The 13500-nt window shown below is 57.5% G+C and carries 13 protein-coding genes; 6 read left to right on the top strand and 7 right to left on the bottom strand.

The annotated features are described in order from the left end of the window. Positions 1–52: 52 nt before the first annotated feature. On the bottom strand, positions 53–1903 hold the full coding sequence (sppA, locus tag LH23_RS14170) for a signal peptide peptidase SppA (RefSeq protein WP_039292243.1): 1851 nt from the start codon (positions 1901–1903) through the stop codon (positions 53–55). A gap of 232 nt (positions 1904–2135) precedes the next feature. On the opposite strand from sppA, the gene LH23_RS14175 reads away from it, so the two are divergent. Further along, a complete protein-coding gene (locus LH23_RS14175) occupies positions 2136–2687 on the top strand; it encodes an NAD(P)H nitroreductase (protein ID WP_039292245.1) in 552 nt (183 codons plus the stop codon). A gap of 46 nt (positions 2688–2733) precedes the next feature. Here the strand turns inward: LH23_RS14175 and phoC are convergent, their stop codons facing one another. Next, entirely contained in the window at positions 2734–3483 is a 750-nt protein-coding gene (phoC, locus tag LH23_RS14180; protein ID WP_039292247.1) for an acid phosphatase PhoC, read from the bottom strand. A gap of 262 nt (positions 3484–3745) precedes the next feature. Between phoC and selD the strand changes: the two genes are divergently transcribed. From selD to LH23_RS14195, 3 genes are read left to right on the top strand one after another with little or no spacing between them, the layout of a single operon-like run. Next, a complete protein-coding gene (selD, locus tag LH23_RS14185; RefSeq protein WP_176227935.1) occupies positions 3746–4786 on the top strand; it encodes a selenide, water dikinase SelD in 1041 nt (346 codons plus the stop codon). Between the two features lie 3 nt (positions 4787–4789). Next, the gene (locus tag LH23_RS14190; RefSeq protein WP_039292251.1) at positions 4790–6784 is read left to right on the top strand and encodes a DNA topoisomerase III; all 1995 of its coding nucleotides are present in this window, start codon (positions 4790–4792) and stop codon (positions 6782–6784) included. Further along, positions 6741–6986 carry a YnjH family protein gene (locus LH23_RS14195; RefSeq protein ID WP_231560128.1) on the top strand — a complete coding sequence of 82 codons (246 nt, stop codon included), beginning with the start codon at positions 6741–6743 and terminating at the stop codon, positions 6984–6986. The genes LH23_RS14190 and LH23_RS14195 overlap by 44 nt, the downstream gene beginning before the upstream one ends. On the opposite strand, the gene LH23_RS14200 is transcribed toward LH23_RS14195, so the two are convergent. After that, the gene (locus LH23_RS14200) at positions 6952–7362 is read right to left on the bottom strand and encodes a pyrimidine (deoxy)nucleoside triphosphate diphosphatase (RefSeq protein ID WP_039292273.1); all 411 of its coding nucleotides are present in this window, start codon (positions 7360–7362) and stop codon (positions 6952–6954) included. The genes LH23_RS14195 and LH23_RS14200 overlap by 35 nt on opposite strands. Before the next feature lie 70 nt (positions 7363–7432). Between LH23_RS14200 and LH23_RS14205 the strand changes: the two genes are divergently transcribed. Continuing rightward, positions 7433–7999 (top strand): carboxymuconolactone decarboxylase family protein, encoded by a 567-nt coding sequence (locus tag LH23_RS14205; protein ID WP_039292276.1) that lies wholly within the window; start codon positions 7433–7435, stop codon positions 7997–7999. Then, on the top strand, positions 8000–8626 hold the full coding sequence (locus tag LH23_RS14210; RefSeq protein WP_039292279.1) for a CDP-alcohol phosphatidyltransferase family protein: 627 nt from the start codon (positions 8000–8002) through the stop codon (positions 8624–8626). A gap of 124 nt (positions 8627–8750) precedes the next feature. Here the strand turns inward: LH23_RS14210 and LH23_RS14215 are convergent, their stop codons facing one another. The 4 genes from LH23_RS14215 to LH23_RS14230 all read right to left on the bottom strand — a co-directional run bounded on the left by LH23_RS14215 (position 8751) and on the right by LH23_RS14230 (position 13476). Next, positions 8751–10040 (bottom strand): rhodanese-like domain-containing protein, encoded by a 1290-nt coding sequence (locus LH23_RS14215; RefSeq protein ID WP_039292282.1) that lies wholly within the window; start codon positions 10038–10040, stop codon positions 8751–8753. Between the two features lie 84 nt (positions 10041–10124). Then, positions 10125–10748, bottom strand: coding sequence for an ATP-binding cassette domain-containing protein (locus LH23_RS14220; protein ID WP_039292285.1), 624 nt, complete (start codon positions 10746–10748; stop codon positions 10125–10127). Then, entirely contained in the window at positions 10748–12322 is a 1575-nt protein-coding gene (locus LH23_RS14225) for an ABC transporter permease (protein ID WP_039292289.1), read from the bottom strand. The genes LH23_RS14220 and LH23_RS14225 overlap by 1 nt, the downstream gene beginning before the upstream one ends. Beyond that, the gene (locus LH23_RS14230; protein ID WP_039292291.1) at positions 12319–13476 is read right to left on the bottom strand and encodes an ABC transporter substrate-binding protein; all 1158 of its coding nucleotides are present in this window, start codon (positions 13474–13476) and stop codon (positions 12319–12321) included. Before LH23_RS14230 ends, LH23_RS14225 begins: the two co-directional genes overlap by 4 nt. Positions 13477–13500: the final 24 nt, after the last annotated feature.

The raw sequence follows: 13500 nt of genomic DNA on the forward strand, positions 1-13500 counted from the left end.
ATGGCGGAAAAAAAAAGCCCGGTTTAACCGGGCTTTGCTTCATGTGAGTAAATTAACGCACATCGCCGCAGGTGAGGCAGAAGGCGTAACGATTTTGCGGGTCGTTCATGGTGCCGAATTTGTCATTCTGGGCTTTGACCGCCAGCGCGGCATCGGCCAGTGGGGCTGGCAGGTAAGCCTGAATGGCCTGAGGTAGTGCGGCGCGTACCGAGCCGGTCATGGCGTTAAAGACCATGTCGGTGAAGGTTGCGTCATCCTGCCAGAACGCCAGGTGCCAGCTTTTCAGCTTCGCCAGTTCGGCGGCTTTGGCAACGGCATCGTCAAAATCACCCAGGCTGTCTACCAGGCCGTTAGCTTTGGCATCTTCCCCGGTCCAGACGTGGCCCTGAGCAATCTGATCGATTTGCTCCGGCGTTTTCTTGCGGGACGCCGCCACCAGGCCGATGAAGCGCTTGTAGCCGTTGTCGATGCTGAGCTGCATCATCTGCTGCACTTCAGGCGGCAGCTTCTTAGTCACGGCCACGTCGGCCAGCGGTGATGTTGATACACCGTCGGTATGCACGCCAATCGCGTCGAGGGTGTTTTCTACGGTATTGATGACGCCGAAAATACCAATCGAGCCGGTCAGCGTACTTGGGTTGGCGATGATGTAGTTCGCCGGAGTAGAAATCCAGTAGCCGCCAGATGCCGCCATGCCGCCCATTGAAACCACAATTGGCTTCCCGGCTTCACGCGCAGCGACAAGCTCTTCACGAATGGTTTCGGACGCAGTGACGCTGCCGCCAGGGCTGTTTACGCGGAAGACGATAGCTTTCACCTTCGGATCCAGACGTGCTTCACGGATCTGCATCGCCGTGGTGTCGCCGCCGACCTGGCCTGGGGTTTCTTCCCCGTCCATGATCGCGCCGTTGGCGAAGATCACCGCAATGGCATCACCTTGCTCAGACGGTTTTTTCACGGTGTAGTCGTAAATACTGGTGTAGCTAAAGTCTTTGTTGGCTTTGCTCCAGCCGAACTGTTTCACCAGCGCCTTATCCACGACTGCACTGCTTGCCAGCTCGTCCACCAACTTGTTGTCCAGGGCATATTTTGCGGTGTCGCCACCCAGTTTTTGCAGGTTATCCAGCAGCGCCTGAGCGCCGGGGAAAGCCTGCTGAGCGGTAATCTGGCGGTTTGCCGCGATGGTGTTCAGGTAGTTTTGCCACAGCTCGCCAATCCAGCGGCTGTCCGCATCGCGTGCGGCAGGGGACATATCATCGCGGATATACGGCTCAACCGCTGACTTATAGGTCCCGACGCGGAAGACGTGGGTCGAGACTTTCAGCTTATCCAGCAGGGTTTTGTAATACAGCGCGTTAGTGGCGAACCCGTGCAGGTCAACCATGCCCTGCGGCGAGAGCCAGATTTTATTGGCAAAGCTTGCCAGGTAGTACTGACTCTGGTTGTAGCTGTCGCCCATCGCATAAACCGGCTTGCCGCCGTCGCGGAATTCGCGCAGCGCTTTGCCGATATACTGCATTGACGGCTGATCGGCCCCGGCGAAATCTTTCAGGTCCAGCACAATGCCGGTGATATTGCGGTCATCTTTTGCCTGACGAATGGCGTCGACGATGTCAAACAGGGAGTTCTCCTGCAGACGATCGGAACTGGCGCCCACCAGCTGGCGGCCAATCACGCCCAGCTTATTGCTGACCGACGGTTTGTCTACCACCACGCCGGTGATGTCCAGCAGCAACGCACCTCGTGCTGGCTCCGCTGGCGTGCTTTTTACCTGCATCCAGATGCCGACCCCAACCAGGATCAGCAGGATAAGGAACAAGTTGAGAATAAATTCCCGAATGAAATTAAGCAGACGCCAGGTCCACTTAAAAAAGCCGCTAATAAATCGCCCAATGGTGCGCATGTTTTCTCCATAACCTTCAACAGGGGTATTACCCGCACGCCGCAATGAAGCTGGCTAAAGCGGCGAAAGTAAAGGCTATCCTAAAGAGAGGGCGAGGAAATGTCAGCAGGAAATCGGGGCGGTGCTGTAACAAAAACTACGGCTGTGTTAATTTTGTGAATGAAAATCATTTAACGGACTGGGGCAACCTCCGCGCTTTGCCAGTCATTTCATGTCAGTAAGGGGCTTTTAAATGGATGCACTTGAACTTTTGATTAACCGCCGTAGCGCGTCCCGTCTGGTCGAACCGGCTCCGGCAGGTGAAGTGCTGGAAAATATTCTGCGTGCCGGAATGCGCGCGCCGGACCACGGTACGCTCCAGCCGTGGCGCTTCATCGTTATTGAAGGGGAAGGGCGCGAGCGCTTTGCTCAGCTTTTAGAAAAAGCGGCCATTGCCGCCGGCATGGACGAAAAAAGCGTTGAAAAGGCGCGTACATCGCCGTTCCGCGCCCCGCAAATCATTGCTGTGGTCGCGCATTGTGAGGCTAATCATAAAGTGCCGTTGTGGGAGCAGGTGGTTTCCGCAGGTTGTGCGGTGATGGCGATGCAGATGGCGGCGGTGGCTCAGGGCTTTAACGGCATCTGGCGCAGCGGCGCGTGGACAGAAAATGACATGGTTCGCGAGGGACTGGGTGGCCGTGAGCAGGACAAAGTGGTGGGCTTCCTCTACCTCGGCACGCCGCAGTTGAAAGCGTCGACGACCATCAGCGCCCCGGACACCTCTGCATTCGTCTCTCACTTCTGATTGAGCGTTATCCTGCCGGGCATCTCCCCGGCAGGGACTTCACGTCTTATTTCTTCTGCTGTTTCGCAAACTCGTCTTTCGCTTTCTGCAGCTGTTGCTGGAAGGCTGCGTTGGTATGCAACGTGGCAACTACGGCAGACCCCACGACGCGAGCGGCATCAATATCGCTCTGCCAGTGGTAGCCGCAAATCACCCGGCTTTGGCCCAGCTCAAACCCGCGTTTCAGGATCTCGTTCTGGCGCTGCGGGTTGATTTCGGCCAGCACCAGCGCGGTGGCCCAGCCAATTGAGGTATGCCCGGACGGATAAGAACCATTTTTCGACAGCTTATCCTGCTCTTTGGTGTTACAGGTTGGTACGCCGTAGAAGGCAAACGGGCGGATGCGCATGTACTTTTCTTTTGCGCCGCGCGTGGCGAGGTCGCCTGCATCCTCAATCATATTGGTCAGGAGCTTGTGCAGTTCCGGCGCATCTTTCTCGGTTATCGGCGAGCCAAACGCGCCGGAGAAAGCGTTAGCCACGCCGCCGCCGCTCAGGTTGGCATCTTCTTCTGCCAGTTTACCGCGTTCGGTGGTGCGCAGCAGGCGGCCTTTCTCATACATCGCCTGGTCATTCAGGAACGCAATGCTGCCGATTTCCGGCGGCGGTGGCAGCAGCGCCAGACTATCAATGGCCTGAGCGTTGGTCAGGTAGTAAAGATCGGGTTTGGTGGTGACATCATTTCCCGGAGGTGCAAGGGCAAAAGCCGTAGAAGAGAACAGGCCGGCAATACAGAAGGCTAATACGCGTTTTTTCATTGTTATTCCTTACATGCGTTAGTTGTCCAGTGAGTTGCCAGATGGTTGTAACATTTCTGTCATATTCGAGTAAAAGAGCGAGTCGGCAAAATGCGGCCTGGCTTCACAAAACTTCCGGATTGCCTGCATAGTGAGCAACGACACGCGAATTAGGACTGCCAGACTTACCACCAGGGCGTTTGAGCGCTACCATATACTCGTCATACTTCAGGCCGCAGTGCGAAGTATTCAGAGTAAAAATGCCTAACGACAGGAGATGTCCATGAAGCAAACCGTTCGTTTGACCCAGTACAGCCACGGCGCAGGATGCGGCTGCAAAATTTCCCCGAAGGTGCTGGAAACCATCCTGCACAGTGAGCAGGCGAAGTTTGTCGATCCTAATCTGCTGGTGGGGAACGAAACCCGCGATGATGCGGCGGTTTACGACCTGGGCAACGGCACCGGTATCATCAGCACCACCGACTTCTTCATGCCGATCGTGGACGATCCCTTCGACTTTGGCCGCATAGCGGCGACCAACGCCATCAGCGATATCTACGCGATGGGCGGGAAACCGATCATGGCGATCGCTATTCTCGGCTGGCCGATTAATACGCTGGCGCCTGAAATAGCCCGTGAAGTGATCGAAGGCGGGCGTTTTGTCTGCCAGCAGGCGGGGATTTCGCTGGCCGGTGGCCACTCGATTGACGCCCCAGAACCGATTTTTGGCCTCGCGGTAACCGGCGTTGTGCCAACCGAGCGAGTGAAGAAAAACAGCTCTGCTGAAGCCGGCTGTAAGTTATACCTGACCAAACCTCTGGGCATTGGCGTGTTGACCACCGCCGAGAAAAAATCCCTGCTGCTGCCAGAGCATAAAGGCCTGGCGGCAGAAACCATGTGCCAGTTGAATAAAGTCGGTGCCGAATTTGCCGATATTCCTGGCGTGACCGCGATGACCGACGTCACCGGTTTTGGCCTGATGGGCCACCTGAGCGAAATGTGCGAGGGCGCGGGCGTTCAGGCGGAAGTGTGGTACGAGTGTGTGCCAAAACTGCCGGGCGTTGAAAGCTACATCGAGCAGGGCTGCGTACCCGGTGGAACTTCCCGCAACTTTGCCAGTTACGGGCAACTGATTGGCGAGATGCCTGAAGCCTGGCGTAACCTGCTGTGCGACCCACAAACTTCCGGTGGCCTGCTGCTGGCCGTGCGTGCTGATGCCGAAGCCGAAGTCTTTGCGGCTGCCGAGCGGAACGGCATTAAGCTCAGCGCCATCGGTGAACTGAAAGAGGCCCGCGCTGGCCGCCCAATGATCGAGATCCGTTAATTCATGCGGCTGTTTATTGCGGAAAAACCAAGCCTTGCGCGAGCCATTGCCGACGTGCTGCCCAAGCCCCATCGTCGCGGCGATGGGTTTATTGAATGCGGCAACGGCCAGGTGGTGACCTGGTGTATTGGCCACCTGCTGGAGCAGGCGCAGCCGGACGCCTATGACGGGCGATATGCCCGCTGGAACCTCGCAGACTTGCCTATCGTGCCGGAAAAGTGGCAGCTCCAGCCTCGTCCTTCCGTGACTAAACAGCTCAACGCGATCAAAAAGCTGCTGACTCAGGCAACCGAAGTGGTTCACGCGGGTGACCCCGATCGCGAAGGGCAACTGCTGGTGGACGAAGTGCTGGACTACCTCCAGCTGGCACCAGAAAAGCGCCAGCAGGTGCAGCGCTGCCTGATCAACGACCTTAACCCGCAGGCCGTGGAGCGGGCGATTTCCCGCCTGCGCGCCAACAGCGAGTTTATTCCGCTTTGCGTTTCAGCGCTGGCCCGCGCCCGTGCCGACTGGCTCTACGGGATTAACATGACCCGGGCCTACACTATTCTCGGGCGTAATGCGGGCTATCAGGGTGTGCTGTCCGTGGGCCGCGTCCAGACGCCGGTGCTGGGCCTGGTCGTGCGCCGCGATGAAGAGATTGAAAACTTTGTCGCCAAAGATTATTTCGAAGTGAAAGCCCACATCGTGACGCCAGCGGACGAGCGCTTTGTCGCCGTATGGCAGCCAAGTGAATCCTGCGAACCCCATCAGGACGAAGAAGGCCGCCTGCTGAACCGTAAGCTGGCGGAGCACGTCGTGGCGCGTATCAACGGCCATCCGGCGCTGGTCACCGCCTATAACGATAAACGGGAATCGGAAATTGCACCGCTGCCGTTCTCGCTGTCGAGCCTGCAGATTGAGGCGGCGAAACGCTTTGGACTGAGTGCCCAGAACGTGCTGGATATTTGCCAGAAGCTGTATGAAACCCACAAGCTGATTACCTACCCGCGTTCGGACTGCCGCTATCTGCCCGAAGAGCACTTTGCCGGACGGCATGCGGTGATGAACGCCATCAGCGTACATCAGCCAGATTTGCTGCCGCAGCCGGCGGTGGATGCCGACCTGCGTAACCGCTGCTGGGATGATAAAAAAGTGGATGCCCACCACGCGATTATTCCGACCGCCCGCAGCGCTTCAATTTCATTAAGTGAAAATGAGGCTAAAGTTTATGGCCTGATCGCCCGTCAATACTTAATGCAGTTCTGTGCCGACGCCGTCTTCCGCAAATGCACCATCGATCTGGATATCGCCGGAGGCAAATTTATCGCCAAAGCGCGTTTCCTTGCCGAAGCGGGCTGGCGGGCGCTGCTGGGCAGTAAAGAGCGTGATGAAGAGAACGACGGCACGCCGCTGCCGGTGGTCGCGAAAGGCGACGAACTGCTGTGCGAGCATGGCGAAGTGGTTGAACGGCAAACTCAGCCGCCACGCCACTTTACCGATGCCACATTATTGTCAGCGATGACCGGGATTGCGCGCTTTGTGCAGGATAAAGATCTGAAAAAGATCCTGCGCGCCACGGACGGATTAGGCACCGAGGCGACGCGAGCCGGGATCATCGAACTGTTATTCAAACGTGCTTTCCTGGTTAAGAAAGGGCGCTATATTCATTCTACGGAAGCCGGGCGGGCGCTGATCCACTCGCTGCCGGAGCTGGCCGCCAGGCCGGACATGACCGCGCACTGGGAATCAACGCTGACGCAAATCAGCGAAAAGCAGTGTCGCTATCAGGACTTTATGCAGCCGCTGGTGCAGACGCTTTATGAGCTGATTCATCAGGCGCGAACCACGCCGGTGCGCCATGCATTTAAGGGCATCAAAGCCCAGGATGACGGAAAAAAAGCAAAACGTTGGGCCAAAAAAGAGGGAAGTGATGATGCCAGTAAAAAGCCTGCTCGCCGCCGTCGTGGGGCTAATGATGAGTCTGCCAGCGATGGCGGTGCAGCCCCGTCAGCCTGACGTGGACGTGGTGATCCCGCCGGAAGTGTTCACCAACAGCAATCAGCCGCAGACGCCGCCCTGCAACCAGTGCTGTATTTATGAAAACAAAAACTACTCCGAAGGGGCGGTGGTGAAAACGGAAGGCATTTTGCTGCAGTGCCAGCGCGATGACAAAGTCTTAGGGACTAATCCGCTGGTCTGGCGTCGCGTGAAGCCATAAACGCTTTCAGCAGCGGGATATCCGCCGGGGCGAGGGCATAGTCAAGCGCTTCCGGCGGCTCACACCAGACCAGTTCGCTGTGGCAATGCGCGGTGGGGTCGCCGCTAAAGGCTTCAACATGCCAGGCGTGCAGATGAATCATTCTCCCACTCACTTCGCGCTGATGACTGGCCACGTAACCGCTAATTTGCGCCGTAATTCCCAGTTCTTCCTGTAACTCCCTTGCAAGCGCTTCGGGCTGCGTTTCTCCGGTTTCTACTTTCCCGCCTGGAAATTCCCACAGGCCCGGCTGATCGCCATTTTCAGCGCGACGGGCGAGCAGGATTTTGCCTTCGCGCTCGATAATAGCCGCGACAACATCAAGGTTTTTTAGCATGGGTATCCATTCTCATTGGGGCTGGCGTGGCATAATACTCGCCCTGACATGCCAGCAAAAGAGTAACTGAATGATGGAAACGAAAAGCGAGCCCTGGATTGCACCCCTTAAAACGCTGCCCAAAAGCCTGCGCCCGATTGTGGCGATGCAGGAGAAACATTTTGGCGCGGTGTTAAACCCAACCCGCTGGTGGGGGCGTCTGCCGTATTTGTTCTGGCTGGTGGCGCTGTTTGTCGGTTTTCTGGAAAGACGCCGGGCAAAAATCGACCCTGTGACCCGTTCGCTGGTGATGACCCGGGTATCGCAGTTATGTAGCTGCGAATTTTGCATCGACGCCAATAGCCTGCGCCTTGCAGAGCGTAGCCAGTCGATGGATAAAGTGCTGGCGGTGGCCAACTGGCAAAATGAATCCCTGTTTAACGAGAAAGAACGGGTCGCATTGGCCTACGCTGAAGCAATGACCGCCACGCCGCCGCAGGTGACCAACGAGTTAAAAAACAGGCTTAAACAGCATTTTAACGACCAGGCTGGGACCGAGCTGACCGCGCTGATTGCCTTCCAGAACCTTTCGGCTCGCTTTAACGCCGCGCTGGATATCCCCTCCCAGGGATTATGCCCGACAAAGGGAAAAGCCTAGATGTTCGACAGCTATCTTCACCCGCGTATTAAACCCGCGCTTAATCGGCTGGCGGTCGTGCTCGACAAGCCCGCTATCACGCCGGACAGGCTGACGCTGGCAGGGTTCGCTATTGGCGCACTGGTTTTACCTTTTCTGGCGCTGCAATGGTATATCCCGGCGCTGGTCGCCATTGTCTTTAACCGGCTGCTTGACGGCCTGGACGGCGCGCTGGCGAGACGAAGAGGGCTAACCGATGCCGGTGGCTTCCTCGATATTACGCTGGATTTTCTTTTTTATGCCCTTGTGCCGTTTGGTTTTATTCTCGCGGACCCGGTGCAAAACGCCCTTGCCGGTGCGTGGCTGCTGTTTTCGTTTATCGGCACCGGCAGCAGCTTTCTGGCGTTTGCTGCCCTGGCGCAGAAACACGATATCGCGAATCCAGGCTACGCCCATAAGTCGTTTTATTATCTGGGCGGGCTGACGGAAGGCAGCGAAACTCTCCTGTTGTTTGTGCTTGGCTGCCTGTTTCCCGGCTGGTTTGCCTGGCTGGCGTGGGTCTTTGGCGGGTTGTGCTTGCTTACCACGCTCAACCGCGTCTGGAGCGGGTATAAGACGTTAAAACGGCACGCGAAATCCTCAGATTGAAACCCCTCACCCCGACCCTCTCCCCGGAGGGGAGAGGGAGAAAGCAGTCAGTCGGGAACATGATTTATCCCCTCTCCCCTTTGGGGAGAGGGTTAGGGTGAGGGGCGTGATCTTCAAGCGAGAATCAGTTCGGTTTACGTTCGCCGCTAACGACCGGGTTCTTCGGATCAGCGCTCCATTCGTACCAGCCGCCGTCATACAAGCCAACGTTCTTCCAGCCCATTGCCCGCGCGTACATCAGCGTTTCGGAGGCGCGCCAGCCGGTACCGCAGTAGAAGGCCACGTGCTGATCCGGCAAGATATTCCAGCTTTTCCACATTGCGGCGATATCGTCCCCGGTACGCATGGTACCGTCCGGGTTATGGAAGTCTTCCATATGCGTGGAGTCAGATCCCGCATGACCCCAGCGGGCACCCGCAATCTCGCCTTTGGGCTTAATGTAGCTGTACCCGCTGGTGGTGCCGATAAATTCCGGCCAGGAACGAATGCTGACCAGAGACGCATCTTTGCGGTGCAGCAGCGCGCGCGCCTGTTCCATGTCCAGCATCAGTTGAGGCTGGCCAGGGATCGGGGCGCCGAAGTCGGGGGCTGGCGTCGGCTGTGCAGGCAGGCCGCGTTCAACGGGCAAATCAGCTGCGCTCCACGTTGTCCATCCTCCGTCGAGCAGACGGACGTCTTTCACGCCAGCGTACAGCATGATCGCCGCCACGCGCGCCGCGGCGTAAACGTCCCGACCATACAAAATGACGGTCGTGTCGTGCCGGATGCCGTGCTTCGCCAGCATGGCTTTTAGCTTATCGTCGGACACTTTGTTCCACAGCGGCTCGCTCTCCACCTCTTCGGTATTGATGTAGCCCGCGCCGGGAATATGACTGAGCAGGTATTTTTTCGGCGCGCCCCAGCCCGCTTCAATCACTTTCCAGTCTCCGCCAGGCGCTGCGGTGACCGGTTTTTTATTCTGTAAATCATGGATCCATTGCGGGTACACGAGCTGCTCAAAATGCGCCAGCTTTTGCAGACGGGAAGGGTCCTGCAGGGCGTCGGTCAGCATTGAAATCTGCGTAAACCCCAGCTTTTCTAAGCGAGCTTCCACGGCCCGAGCGTCGTCACCGTAAAGCGCTACTAATCCAGATTTGTTCAGCTGATGTTGCTTAGCCCACGTTGAAAGCTGTTCATCGCTCATTAGCGTCAGCCAGGAGGCTGAGAGATTCAATGCGGCGGGTTCATGGCCGCCGCTGCCGTTTACGGTCTGCGGCCAGCCGTTATAAAACGCGCTTGGGCGAGTATCAATCACGGCACCGTTTTCGGCTTTTACGCTGGAGAGGTTCATTTCAGTGGGCATCGCGGCGGCAAAAGTGATCTGGGACAGCCCGGCCAGCAGCAGGGCGGTGGTTAGCTGAGAAACACGTTTCATCTAATAACCTGAAGGATAGCAAAAGAGCCGTAAGTTTAGTCCTCGCTTGGGGGGGCTTCTTTGCGATATCTCATGTTCGATGGGTTAAAGCCGGATAACCTGTCCGCTGGGGGGAATATCTTGCTCATCGTGAGTGACCAGCACCACCGGCAACCCGAGTAGTTTTGCTTTTTGCCAGACAAATTCCCGAAACCCCTGACGCAGCGGCAGGTCGAGGCGGGAAAAGGGCTCATCGAGCAATAAGGCTTCAGGTTCAGCCTGCAGGGCGCGCAGGACGCTGATGCGCGCGCGTTCCCCACCGGAGAGCGTAGCCGGATCTCTGTGGGCATAGCTGGCCAGCCCGGCGCTTTCCAGCACCTCCGCGACAGCACGCTGCCGCAGCGAGCGCCCAACGATGGAGGCGGGCATCGCCATCAGTAGATTTTGCCCAACGCTGAGGTGAGGAAACAACAGCGCGTCCTGGAATAAAATGCCGATACGGCGCTGTTCAACGAGCAGAGACGTCAGGTTGCGCTGGTTAAGCTGCAGCATGCCCTGTGCGCTAAACTCCGGGGCTAAGTCACCGATCATCCAGTTCAGTAACGTCGATTTACCCACGCCAGACGGGCCCATCAGCGTAACAATCTCACCCGGCGCAACGTCAAAGCTGATATCCGCCAGCAGCGGTTCGCCGTTGCGGGAAAGGGAACAATTTCGCACGCTGAGCATTAGCATAATCCTTTTCTGTGAGTGCCAGCCAGGCGGCTAACCGAGATTGTGGCGATAAATACGGCCATCGGCAGCAGCATTTGTAGCAATGCCTGCAGAGCGAACTGCTGGGGATCGCCGCCGCTGCTGAGCGCCACAGCTTCCGTTGTGACGGTGGCAAACCTGCCCGCCCCGGCATAAAGCGTAGGCAAATACTGTGCGACGCTGACGGAAAAACCGACGGCCAGCGCCGCCAGTACAGGCCTGATGACCAATGGCAGCTGGACGAGGCAGAGAATTTTCCACGCCGACCAGCCGAAAGTTCGCGCCGTCAGCACCTGGCGAGCGTCGATCCTCTGCCAGGCCGGGGCCAGGATCAACAGCGTATAAGGCAGGACCCACAGCAAATGGCTCCAGATAAGCGCGGCCCAGCTTCCTTCCATGTTCAGCCTGAGCAGCAGTTGATACTGCGCGGCGGCCAGCGGCAGCGCAGGCAGCAGCAGTGGTAGATACAGCCAGCGATCGTAGCGGCGCGGGCAGCCCTTGAGCCACAATATGGTTACGATTAGCGCGAGCAAAGCGCTGATAAATCCGGCTACAAAACTTGTCCAGACGGGCGTCAGCTCAGCCTGTCGCCAGCCGTTAAGCGTCAGGCTTTCAGGGAGTCGTGCCGGGAAAAACCAGCCTTCGGCGAAGGACCAAAGGATGAGTATGGCGATAGCCGTAAAGCCGACCAGGGAAAGTGAACAGGCGGTCATCGCGCCAGCAGAGGACAGATTCAGGGCATAGCGTTTACCCGAAAAGCACCCGATCCGCCGTTTTATCATTGCCCACGCCAAACGCCCGACAATAACAAAAGCCCCGAGCATCAGCAGCAACAGGCAGGATGCCGCCAGGCCCATATTCTGCCGGGAGATATCGCTGTCCGTTAGCCATTGCCAGGCCAGAACTGCAAAAGTCGGCGGGTTAGCGGGGCCAAGAATCAGCGCGGCATCTACGACTGAAAGGCTATAGGCCGTTACCGCCACTAAAGCCCAACCCAGGCGAGGCAAGAGCTGCGGCACCAGCACATAGAGACGGGATTGTAGCTCGCCGTAGCCGAGCGTTCTGGCGAGTGTTATCTGTTGGCTCATCTGTGCGCTTTGTAGCTGCGAGGCTGAGAACCACAGTAAGAACCAGGCTTCTTTGAGCGCCAGCATGAGGCCGAGGGCAACACTGTAGTTATCCGGCGGCAGAGAGAGATTGAAAAGGCGAGACAGCCAGCCGCTGTCTGAAAACAGGAAGAAAAAGCCGCTGGCAAGGGCAACGTGCGGCAGGGCCAGCAGCAGCGGCAGACGCTGAAGATAGCGTTGCCAGCGCTCGCCGGGATACAGGGTACAGAGAATAATTAACGTCAGCAGCAAAGCGCCGCCCACGCTGAGAGTGGTTGATACTAGCGTGGCGATGAAGGCTTCCGGCCACTGTGAGTCCTGCCAAAGGGTAAGCCAGATTTCACCTTGTAGTAATGGCGGTACGATCAGGGCAAGGCCCGGCAGCACTGGCACAAACACCAGTCCCGCAGCCAGTGCTCCGGCAACCGTAAAGCCGCGGCTCATCGCGACCCGTAACGTTCAAGCCAGGCTTGTTCCAGCGCACTGACCCAGGCGGAATGTGGTTCCGCCAGGAAAGGCACAGGATGCTGGCTTTTGGGCACCAGCGCCTCAAATTGTGCTTTTTGCTGTGACGGCAGCGCTTTGCTGCTCAGCACGCTCGCGTCTCCCCAAACTGCCGGGTCAGCTTTGCGGATTTGCGCCTCGGGGGACATCAGAAAATTAGCCACGATCTGAGCTCCTGCTTTGGCGCTGCTGTTCGCCGGAATAGCGACGAAATGCACGTTGCCCAACATGCCAGCGCTAAAGCCAAAGGATTCTGCAGACGGCTGGAGCTGGCGGCGAGCGATCAGATTATCTACGTGTGCCGGATTGAACGTCACAGACAGCAGCAGCTCGCCGTCGGCCAGCATACGATCCATGCGCGCCGGCGTCGGCGGGAACGTTTTACCTTTTTGCCAAAGGAACGGATGAAGCTGGTCAAGGTAACGCCAGAGCGGGGCGGTGACTTGTTCGAAGGAGGCGGGATCCGGAGCCGTTTTCAGTGCGTCCGGTTTATCGGTCAAGACAATCAAAAGCTGTTCAAGGAACGCCGTGCCGGTAAAATCGGGCGGGCGAGGGTAGCTCAGCTTGCCGGGATGGGCTTTGGCGAAGGCCAACAGTTGATCTGCATTTTGCGGGAAGGCTGGCGTGCGTTTTTTATCGCCGATGAACATCAGCTGCGCGCTTCCCCAGGGTGCCTCAGCCCCGTCAACCGGTACCGAGAAATCTTCCCGCACAGGTTTTTTCACATCAACATATTGCCAGTTTGGCAGATTTTCGGCCCAGTTTTCGCTGAGCAATCCTGCCTGCTTGAGCACGCTGAAGTTTTCGCCGTTGACCCAAAGCAGGTCCACCGACCCGTTGGTTTTTCTGCCCGCTGCCGCTTCGTTTTGAATACGCCTCACTGCATCGGCCGCGTCCGCCAGCTTAACCACTTTAAGCGTCACGCCATAATGCGTTTTTACTTCATGGCTGACCCAGTCCAGATAGCCGTTAACGGCGGGATCGCCGCCCCAGGCGTTAAAATAAACCGTCTGGCCGTTGGCCTGCTGGCGAATACTCTGCCAGTTTTGGGGCTGAGCGGTGGCGCTAAAGCCGACCAGCGTCAGAGCAAGCATCAGCGCCCATATGCCAGGTATTAA

Origin of the sequence: Cedecea neteri, from assembly GCF_000758305.1 — a bacterium.
GTDB lineage: Bacteria > Pseudomonadota > Gammaproteobacteria > Enterobacterales > Enterobacteriaceae > Cedecea > Cedecea neteri_C.

Excerpts from the sequence above, each read along its gene's own strand:
- LH23_RS14205 (WP_039292276.1), top strand. The coding sequence starts at position 7,433 with ATGATGGAAACGAAAAGCGAGCCCTGGATTGCACCCCTTAAAACGCTG.
- selD (WP_176227935.1), top strand. The coding sequence starts at position 3,746 with ATGAAGCAAACCGTTCGTTTGACCCAGTACAGCCACGGCGCAGGATGC.
- phoC (WP_039292247.1), bottom strand. The coding sequence starts at position 3,483 with ATGAAAAAACGCGTATTAGCCTTCTGTATTGCCGGCCTGTTCTCTTCT.
- LH23_RS14210 (WP_039292279.1), top strand. The coding sequence starts at position 8,000 with ATGTTCGACAGCTATCTTCACCCGCGTATTAAACCCGCGCTTAATCGG.
- LH23_RS14195 (WP_231560128.1), top strand. The coding sequence starts at position 6,741 with ATGATGAGTCTGCCAGCGATGGCGGTGCAGCCCCGTCAGCCTGACGTG.
- LH23_RS14225 (WP_039292289.1), bottom strand. The coding sequence starts at position 12,322 with ATGAGCCGCGGCTTTACGGTTGCCGGAGCACTGGCTGCGGGACTGGTG.
- LH23_RS14230 (WP_039292291.1), bottom strand. The coding sequence starts at position 13,476 with ATGCTTGCTCTGACGCTGGTCGGCTTTAGCGCCACCGCTCAGCCCCAA.
- LH23_RS14200 (WP_039292273.1), bottom strand. The coding sequence starts at position 7,362 with ATGCTAAAAAACCTTGATGTTGTCGCGGCTATTATCGAGCGCGAAGGC.
- LH23_RS14190 (WP_039292251.1), top strand. The coding sequence starts at position 4,790 with ATGCGGCTGTTTATTGCGGAAAAACCAAGCCTTGCGCGAGCCATTGCC.
- LH23_RS14175 (WP_039292245.1), top strand. The coding sequence starts at position 2,136 with ATGGATGCACTTGAACTTTTGATTAACCGCCGTAGCGCGTCCCGTCTG.
- LH23_RS14220 (WP_039292285.1), bottom strand. The coding sequence starts at position 10,748 with ATGCTCAGCGTGCGAAATTGTTCCCTTTCCCGCAACGGCGAACCGCTG.
- sppA (WP_039292243.1), bottom strand. The coding sequence starts at position 1,903 with ATGCGCACCATTGGGCGATTTATTAGCGGCTTTTTTAAGTGGACCTGG.
- LH23_RS14215 (WP_039292282.1), bottom strand. The coding sequence starts at position 10,040 with ATGAAACGTGTTTCTCAGCTAACCACCGCCCTGCTGCTGGCCGGGCTG.